The sequence below is a fragment of the uncultured Anaerofustis sp. genome (assembly GCF_938029165.1).
Classification (GTDB): domain Bacteria; phylum Bacillota; class Clostridia; order Eubacteriales; family Anaerofustaceae; genus Anaerofustis.
The window spans coordinates 1-8,866 of record NZ_CALHFB010000033.1; the positions used below are offsets into that span (position 1 = coordinate 1).

7 protein-coding genes are annotated in these 8,866 nt (G+C 32.8%); 2 read left to right on the forward strand and 5 right to left on the reverse strand.

Features of this window, described 5'->3' with window-relative positions:
• Positions 1–243: 243 nt before the first annotated feature.
• The 5 genes from Q0516_RS04235 to Q0516_RS04255 form a co-directional block, all read right to left on the reverse strand.
• Positions 244–456 carry a hypothetical protein gene (locus Q0516_RS04235; protein ID WP_299237526.1) on the reverse strand — a complete coding sequence of 71 codons (213 nt, stop codon included), beginning with the start codon at positions 454–456 and terminating at the stop codon, positions 244–246.
• 40 nt (positions 457–496) lie between these two features.
• Complete coding sequence (locus Q0516_RS04240; protein ID WP_294468876.1) at positions 497–1,501, reverse strand: restriction endonuclease subunit S; 1,005 nt, start codon at positions 1,499–1,501, stop codon at positions 497–499.
• Position 1,502: 1 nt separating this feature from the next.
• The gene (locus Q0516_RS04245; protein WP_294468877.1) at positions 1,503–3,011 is read right to left on the reverse strand and encodes a class I SAM-dependent DNA methyltransferase; all 1,509 of its coding nucleotides are present in this window, start codon (positions 3,009–3,011) and stop codon (positions 1,503–1,505) included.
• A 542-nt stretch (positions 3,012–3,553) separates the two neighbouring features.
• A complete protein-coding gene (locus tag Q0516_RS04250) occupies positions 3,554–4,876 on the reverse strand; it encodes a replication-associated recombination protein A (protein WP_294468878.1) in 1,323 nt (440 codons plus the stop codon).
• Between the two features lie 25 nt (positions 4,877–4,901).
• Positions 4,902–6,644 carry a DUF262 domain-containing protein gene (locus Q0516_RS04255; protein ID WP_294468879.1) on the reverse strand — a complete coding sequence of 581 codons (1,743 nt, stop codon included), beginning with the start codon at positions 6,642–6,644 and terminating at the stop codon, positions 4,902–4,904.
• A gap of 122 nt (positions 6,645–6,766) precedes the next feature.
• On the opposite strand from Q0516_RS04255, the gene Q0516_RS04260 reads away from it, so the two are divergent.
• Positions 6,767–7,300 carry an isochorismatase family cysteine hydrolase gene (locus tag Q0516_RS04260; protein WP_294468880.1) on the forward strand — a complete coding sequence of 178 codons (534 nt, stop codon included), beginning with the start codon at positions 6,767–6,769 and terminating at the stop codon, positions 7,298–7,300.
• An 833-nt stretch (positions 7,301–8,133) separates the two neighbouring features.
• The gene (locus Q0516_RS04265; protein WP_294468881.1) at positions 8,134–8,790 is read left to right on the forward strand and encodes a GyrI-like domain-containing protein; all 657 of its coding nucleotides are present in this window, start codon (positions 8,134–8,136) and stop codon (positions 8,788–8,790) included.
• The last annotated feature ends 76 nt before the right edge of the window (positions 8,791–8,866 follow it).

An 8,866-nucleotide genomic window follows, 5' to 3' on the forward strand; every position in this document is an offset into this window, starting at 1 on the left:
CAGCATAAGCAATAACAACCTTATCACTAATTTGATAAATCTTATTCTCGTTTTCAGTAACTATATTACTGTTTTTATCCACGATTCTGGAATCACCGCACACAATGATATCATTATCTTTTGAGATTGCAGCAATTACTAGACTCATATATGCATTCTCCTTATTTACCTGGCTTCCACGAATAACCGCAATTTTGACATACATTCCTGGCAGATCCGGAGCCAATGAAACATACAAATATTTTAAATCCAAATGACTATAAGCGTAAAACATGCAAATAAGCAATTTGTTATCAGCGACAGATAAAGTTTTGTTATGTAATCTTCTCTCTTTTTCAATTCATAATATAATTTTATAGATGCTTCTTCAAGATCTCGATATATGTTCTGATCTATTTCATTAACTATCTGTTTATATTCCTTACTGTTTAATTGTTCTTCTCCTAACTCAAACATTAATTTAAATTTATCAGGATTAAATGTTTTTTCGTTAAAATTAATGCAACTTTTTATCAAATAAATTAAAATTATTAAATAAATATATTAAATAAGTAGTTGTTATGCATTCTTTTTTATTAGACAACCAACTAATCATTCCATCCTGAAAATAGAATTTATCATTCTTTTTTATTTCATAACAATCTCCAATAGAACCTCTTGATGTTATCAATATGTCTCCATTAATAGGAACCATATTATCTTTAATTAACTTTTCATATGTTTCATTAGAAATGAAAGAATGTATTTCTTCTTTTTCTCCTTTTATTTTTCTTTTTAAATCATTTACACGCAAAAATGGTATACCAATAGGTGTTAAATCTTTTTGATAAATTCTTTTACTTGAACTTATAAAAAATAATTCTCCCAATTTTATTTTATTCCATCTTTTCTCATTCTCCACCGGATCCCCAAACATCTCAACAAATCTAGCCTTAACAAGCTCGTCCAAGTTTCCAAGCTGTTTTTTTCTTTTTTCGATTATTCCGCTAACCGTATCCAAAATTGAAACGATTTGTTTTTGTTTATGTATATCAATAATGGGTAATTTCATTTTTTTTAAATGTGATGGTCCAAAATTCAACTGAGCAGAACCTGTAATATTTCTAAAAAGTTGATATTTAAAATCATTAGACTTCAAGAAATACATAAAATATCTTATATTTAGAATACTATTATCTAATGACTTAAATCTAATTGTACTTGTATTCATACATAATGGTAAATGTGATTTATTAATAAATCCCATTTTTTTATCAAAATATTCAACCTTTATACCTGAACTAGCAATAATAAAATCTCCTTCATCAACTAAAAAGTGTTTATATTTTCCATAAGCTTCTTCCTCTGATATATATCTATCAGATGTTGATAAATCAACATGACCATTTACTAGATTAGATACATTTAATAATTTTACCCCATAGTCAGTATATTGATTTTTCCTTACTCCTGGACCTTCCTGAAAAAATAAAACATCAGGTATCAGTACTCTTTTCTTCACCTTACTCCCCCTCACCAAGCATGCTTGCAAGTTTCTTCATGTCTTCGTCAATTTCTTTTTGCAAAGTGTTTATGTTTTCCATAATTTCACTTGCAGGCGGATATTCAACAGGGATATATTCGATTTCTTTATATTTGTTTATTGATAAATCATAGTCGTTTTCCGCAATTTCTTCTTTCTTTACAAAGAATGACTGCTCGGTTCTCTTTCTGTCTTTTTCTTTATCTAAATTGTTAAATCTGTTTATTATATCGTCAATGTCGTTTTCTTTTACTTTGCTTCTTTTATCGTCAAGGCTGAGCCCGTCGGATTTCATATCGTAAAACCATACGTCATCGGTTCCGCCGCTTCCCGTTTTCGTAAAAATCAAAATCGCAGTTGATACTCCCGCATAAGGTTTGAATACCCCGGAAGGTATGGAAATAACGGCTTCCAGCCTGTTTTCTTCGACTATCGTCTTTCTTACTTGTTTATGAGCCTTTGAAGAGCCGAATAGCACCCCGTCAGGAACAATGCAGGCACACCTTCCGCCGATTTTAAGCATTCTTAAAAATAACGCTAGGAATAGCAGTTCCGTTTTTTTGGTCTTGCATACCTTTAATAAATCACTTGAAACGATGTCATAGTCAAGGCTTCCTTTAAAAGGCGGATTTGCCAAAATCAAAGTGTACTTGTCTTTATCTTCATTTTGGTCGGATAAACTGTCTTTATATTCTATACTTGGGCTTTCGACTCCGTGTGTCATCATGTTCATGGCTCCGATTCTAAGCATCGTCCTGTCCATGTCGTAACCTGTGAACATTTTTGTCATATAATGTTCTCTGTTTTCTTTGTTAAAGAACACTTCGTCTTTTCTGTTTTCCTTTATCCACTCTCCCGCACTTACCAAAAATCCTGATGTACCGCAGGCAGGGTCACATATAATCTCATCTGCTCTTGGTTTCATAAGTTCGACAATCATCTTGATGATATGTCTCGGGGTTCTGAACTGTCCGTTTACTCCCGCTGTTGCAATCTTTGAAAGTAAGTATTCGTAAATATCCCCTCTAACGTCACTTGTCTTAAGTTCGCTCGCCTGAGTGTAAATTTTATCCATTCCGGTAACGACTTTTTCAAGCATTAAAGGCGTCGGTATTTTGAATATTGCGTCCATCATATACTTGGAATATGCGCTCTCTTTATCACCGTCAAGAGTCTTTATAAACGGAAATACATAACTTCCCACAACACTATACATCTTCTCTGCGGGGTAATCTCTGAAAACGCTCCACTTAAGCTCTTCACCTTTTATTTCTTTGCCATCTATGTTAACAACATCTTTGAATATAGTTTCATAAGGAATTCTAAGCATGTTGCTTTCTCCTTTTTTTCTGTTGTCTGATTCGTCCAAGTCATGGATAAACATAAGATACGTCATCTGTTCTATTACATCCATAGGGTTGGTAAGTCCTCCCGTCCAGAAAACTTCCCATAAATTATCTATCTTGTTTCTTATCTCTCCTGTAATCATTTATAATCCCTTTCATATCTAAACTACTATATTTATATCATATCGTATATTTGCAAACCATATCATTATTATTCTACAATAAATCATAAATTTTGACAATAAAATCTCGAAACTAAAAAAAGACAGAGGTTTTTCCCGTCTTTAATCAAATTATTATTTATAAATTTTTGGTATCCATATATAAATTAAAATAAATCTAAATATTAAGCTATTATAAAAAAACTAACACCATACCCCGTAAACCTAATAAAAAACAAGCCAAATCATACTTAATCAGTCTACCAAAATTTTCCACAATCTAAAAACTAGCCCCAATTTCACAACTATGTCCCACTCCCACTCATACAACCACAAAATAAGGTCGGGGTAGCATTCCAGCTCTAAAAATATAGGTAGTATTTTTAGTAAGCTTTGGAATGCATCAAAGGCTCCACGCCTAGTGGCGTCCTTTTATACAAAATTTGGACGAGCAAATATTTGGTCGGGTTTTTAAGGGCAGACAGCCCTTAAGTATGGGCTCTAAAGGGCAAAGCCCCTTAAATTTATCCCTTTAAATTATCAAGATACCTCTTCAAATTCCCCTCTGCTCCGTTTTCCTTAGGTTCGTAGTAAACTCTTCCTTTTATTTCATCTGGCAGGTAGTCCTGCTTTACATAGTCGTTTTCAAAGTCGTGAGGATATTTATATCCCACCCCTATACCAAAGTCTTTCTCTCCTTTATAATTTGCATTTCTTATATGAAGAGGGACTTCGTAATTAGGCTCGTTTTCTATGTCGTGCATTGCCTTATTTATCGCCATATAGGAAGCGTTGCTCTTGGGCGATGACGCAAGGTAAGTAACGCAGTGCGCAAGGTTTATCCTCACTTCAGGCATACCTATGACTTCAACAGCCTTAAAAGTACTCACGGCTAAATCAAGAGCCTTTATATTAGCATTACCTATATCTTCCGAAGCAAATATTATCATCCTTCTCGCGATGAATTTTGGGTCTTCCCCTGCATATAACATCTTTGCAAGATAGTATACGGCGGCGTCGGGGTCCGATCCTCTCATACTTTTTATGAATGCACTTATCGTATCATAGTGCTCATTATCCCCTTTGTCGTAGGTGACTTTTTTCTTCTGCATGCATTCCGCTATTATATCCTTATTGAGCTTTATTACTCCGTTTTCATCTTTAGGTGTGGTAAGATAAGCAAGCTCAAGTGCATTCAAAGATACTCTTGCATCTCCGCTTGACATCAAAGAAAGGTAGTCCAGGGCTTCTTCATCAATTTGTATATCGTAATTCCCAAGACCTCTTTCTTTGTTTTTGAGGGTATTTTCGATTATCTTCCTGACATCTTCTTTTTCTATCTTTTTAAGCTTGAACAAAGTAGAACGGGAAATGAGAGGAGAATTTATTTCAAAGAAAGGATTTTCCGTAGTCGCACCTATCAATATGATAGTCCCGTCTTCGACGCTTGGAAGGAGTGCATCCTGCTGTGATTTATTGAACCTATGGATTTCATCAATGAAAAGTATGCTTTTCTTTCTCTCCATTCCCAGATTAGCCTTAGCCTTTTCGATTATTTCCCTAACGTCCTTAACCCCGCAGGTGACAGCATTCAAGCTATAAAAATAAGAGCTAGTTTTATTGGCTATTATCCTTGCTAAAGTGGTCTTTCCGCAGCCTGCCGGACCGAAAAGGATTATGGAACTTATCCTGTCCGCTTCTATCATCCTGTTTAGAAGTTTCCCCTCTCCCACTATATGTTCCTGACCAAAGAACTCGTCCAGATTTTCAGGTCTCATCCTTACCGCCAAAGGAGCCTTTGTCTTAAGTTGTTCTTCTCTTACATCATCAAATAAATTTCCCTGCATTCTTTCTCCTTTGTAACATTAAGTATTATTCAAATAAATCATTATCATCTAAATAATTTATAAAATTTGTTATAATTACATTCGTTCTATCATCAATATTACTCTCATTAAAATCAATTGTTATATCAGACAAATTTAATAATTCTTTATTTTGAGTTCCTTTTTTTTCTTTTCCGTTATTATTTATAAAGCCTTTATAATATCTTTTTTTATCAGCAAATCTATAATCCGCGGCTCGTATATTAACATTTTTTTCTAAAAACGCTTTATTACCAATTGCATCCAGTTTTTTCTCGTTTTTTAAACTATTTTCAACTTCTTGTCTTTTTTTTGCAAAAATATGTTCTATTTCAAATCTTGTTTCAAGATTTACTAAATTTTGTTCTTTATTGTAATACATCCACCATGCAAGCATAGATTTTGTTATCGGTTTTACATTCGTGAAACTATAGTCCTCAAGAATTTTTTTCAACCTATTTTTTTCAATCTTATTTTTTGAAAAATCTGCTTGTATGTTATTTACTATTTTTATCATTTCAGGATAAGCAGGAGTTCTTAATGCATTCACTCCCGGATTTACAAAAGCATACCCCAAAATATAAGCTGTAATTTTATCTAAGAATAAATAAAACTTCTCTTCATTCAACATACAATCTTTATCTTTATAATGTAAAAAATAAACGGATACTAGATAAGTCCACATACTATTAGGAGCATAAGATAAAACAAATAACTTTTTTAAAATTCTTTGTGAAAAAACATCTTCATTTTGATTTTCAACATCATTCCAGAAATTTGCCAAATTTTCTAAATTATTTAAAGTTTCTTCTTTTTTTAACAGTACATATTTATCTTTCTCATAAAACTTTCTCAATGCTTCTGTAGTAGTATTTTTATTTCCTTGTTTTGCCCTCTCATAGTACATATATCGAGTAAAAAGTTCATCCATGGAAGACCCAGATGAAACCCTAAATATATCATCACATATTTCTTCCAATTTTTTCCATCTATCAATAAATTCTTCTTTTTTATCCATTGAAGAATAAAATTTATATAATTGTGCTTTAAAAATATCTGTATCAGATAAAGGTTTCCCTCTGTCATTTAATGTCGAAAATATTCTAAGAGCCGTATCTTGAGATTCTGCTTCAATTGGCAGTAAAATACAATTATTTAGTATTCTCACAGGTAAGTATGCTATATAAGAAGGATAAGTATTTACAAAATCATTTATTTTATTTTCAAAGAATTGAAATACTTTTGCATATCTACTTTTATGATTATTGTTAATTGTTCCTTCTCTTAAAATATATAAAAATTCATTCTTATCATCATCAGTAGCGACTTCAGAATTGATTTTTAACTTTTCTTTATTTGGAATACCAAATTCATCAGTTTTCCATATACATCTTGCAATATTTTCTATAATAGTCTTTGAATGTTCATCCCTAGTATTTTCAAACTTGGAATAAAATGCTCTAAGTAATAACATCAAAGTTGTGAGTCTTTGCTGACCATCAATAATTTCAAGCTTTCCATCTTCATTTTTAAATGTTACAATCGGTCCGAGAAAATATTCATTATTATTTTCATCAAAATCATTACAGTTCTCATTTGGAAAAGCAAACAAAAATATATCATCCCACAAAGTTTCGCATTCTTCTTCACCCCATGCATATGGTCTTTGATAATCAGGAATAAGAAAATCTGATTTTTTATTTTCAAATAATTCTCTCACTGTTTGTTGATCAATATTTAATTTCGACATAACTCATCCACCTTAATAAAAATATATTAAATTAAAACAATTTTACCACAAAACCGACTCAATAACTATCGAACACAAATAAAAAACTATGTTATAATATAAAAAAACAAAAGGAGTTAAATATGGACGCTTTGATAATAGTAGATATGAGCAACGATTTTGTAGACGACAAAGGCGGGCTTACCGCGGGAAAACCCGCACAGGATATAGTAGATGATATGTTACAAACAATAAAAAGATATGATAAAGAAAACAAAATCATAGTATTCGCCATGGACACCCACGAAGAAAACGATAAACACTTTGAGCTTTGGGCTAAACACAATGTCAAGGGAACTTGGGGACAGAAGCTTTACGGAAAATTAGGAGAATGGTACGAAGAAAATAAGGATAAGGAAAATGTAATTTGGCTTGATAAAAGCGAATACGACGCTTTTTATAAGACAGACTTAACAGATATTCTAAAGAAAAATGAAGTTGACGAAGTCCTTATCGGCGGAGTATGCACGGATATATGTGTATTCAATACGGTTTACGGAGCATATAAGGAAGGCTTCAAGACTAAGGTAGATAAAAAACTATGCGCTACCTTTACTGATAATGGCGAAATATTCTTAAATCAAATGAATGCTATTTATAAAACCACTATAATATAAGGTTTTTGTAGGGTTCCACCCTACAACCCGCCATTCTTTGCTTGTCCAAAGAATGGACGAAACGACCCCGCTGGGCGCGGTGCCTAAGCCTTCGGCAAAAGAGATCTTTAACTTACCTAAGAATATCACCCGCTATTTACCTAAAAGAGTTATTGCGTTTGATTTTAGATAAAGCTTTCTATGTAAATGAGATTTAGGTACCTTCTCTTACTTCTAATATAAAATTTAAAACTTTCATTTAAAAGGGGTGGGATTAGCGACTGCTCCCAGAAAATTAGGCAGATTTTCTGAGGAGATTCAGTCGATATAAGCCTCCGCGGAAGACTTTTTTCCCATTTTGTAATCGAAAAACTTCAAAGAATTTTTATTAATTTTCTTAAAGTAAAATTAATATGTGTGAAACACATTCGATACCACGAGAGGATTTGCATTAGCAATATTTGAGAATTTATGTAAATATAATTCGTAATTTTTCTTTCGAAAACTTACTCATGTTGACTTCTGTGCTTTGCACAGTAATATTGTGACTGTTTAAAGATTTCAAAGAAATCTTTCTAAGTTTGATTTATTAAACTTAGACATGCTTTAGCATGTTAAATAACATGAAGAAATTTCCGCAGGATAATTTGTGAATTTTCTTATTAGTTAAAATATCTAAAACTCTTTTAGAGTTTTTTATCAGTCAAAATACTGGCTGGTTGTAGGGCAGCGCCCTACAAGGAGGTTAAGGGGTGAAACCCCTTGATTGTTTGTTTTTTTTTAAAGAAACCCCTTGACTCTGCCACTATGCAAGGGTTTATAATAAGGACAACAAAGTAAAGGAAGTGGAAAAAATGGAAAAGCTTGATTACAAAAAAGAATACAAAGATTTATATATGCCAAAGAAGAAACCTTCTATAATAGATGTTCCAAAGATGAATTTTATAATGGTAAAGGGTAGGGGAAATCCAAATACATCTATAGAATATAAAAATGCTATGGAAGTACTTTACGGACTTTCTTTTACAATAAAGATGAGCAAAATGAGCAGTGACCCTATGGATAAAATAGAGGGGTATTTTGAATATGTGGTTCCGCCTTTGGAAGGGCTTTGGTGGCTTGATGAAGGAGGTTTTGACGGTATAAGCGTAACGGATAAGGATAAATTCCATTGGTATTCTATGATAAGACAGCCGGAGTTTGTAACGAAAGACGTATACGAATATGCCCTTGAAAAGTTTTCTAGGAAGAAGCCGGAAGTTGATTTATCCAATACTCAGTTTAAATCGATTAAAGAAGGGTTATGCGTTCAGATAATGCATATGGGTTCTTATGATGATGAACCTGCGTCGGTTGCTAAGATGAACGAATTTATAGAAAAAGAGGGATATGAAATAGATATAAACGATGAAAGACTTCATCACGAAATATATCTCTCAGACCCGAGAAAGATAAAAAACATCAATAACTTAAAGACTGTTATCCGTCATCCTATTAAAAAAAGGGGATAACAAGGGCTGTCCGCCCTTAAGAACCCGACCATTCTTTGCTTGTCCAAAGAATGGATGAAACGACCCCGCTGGGCGC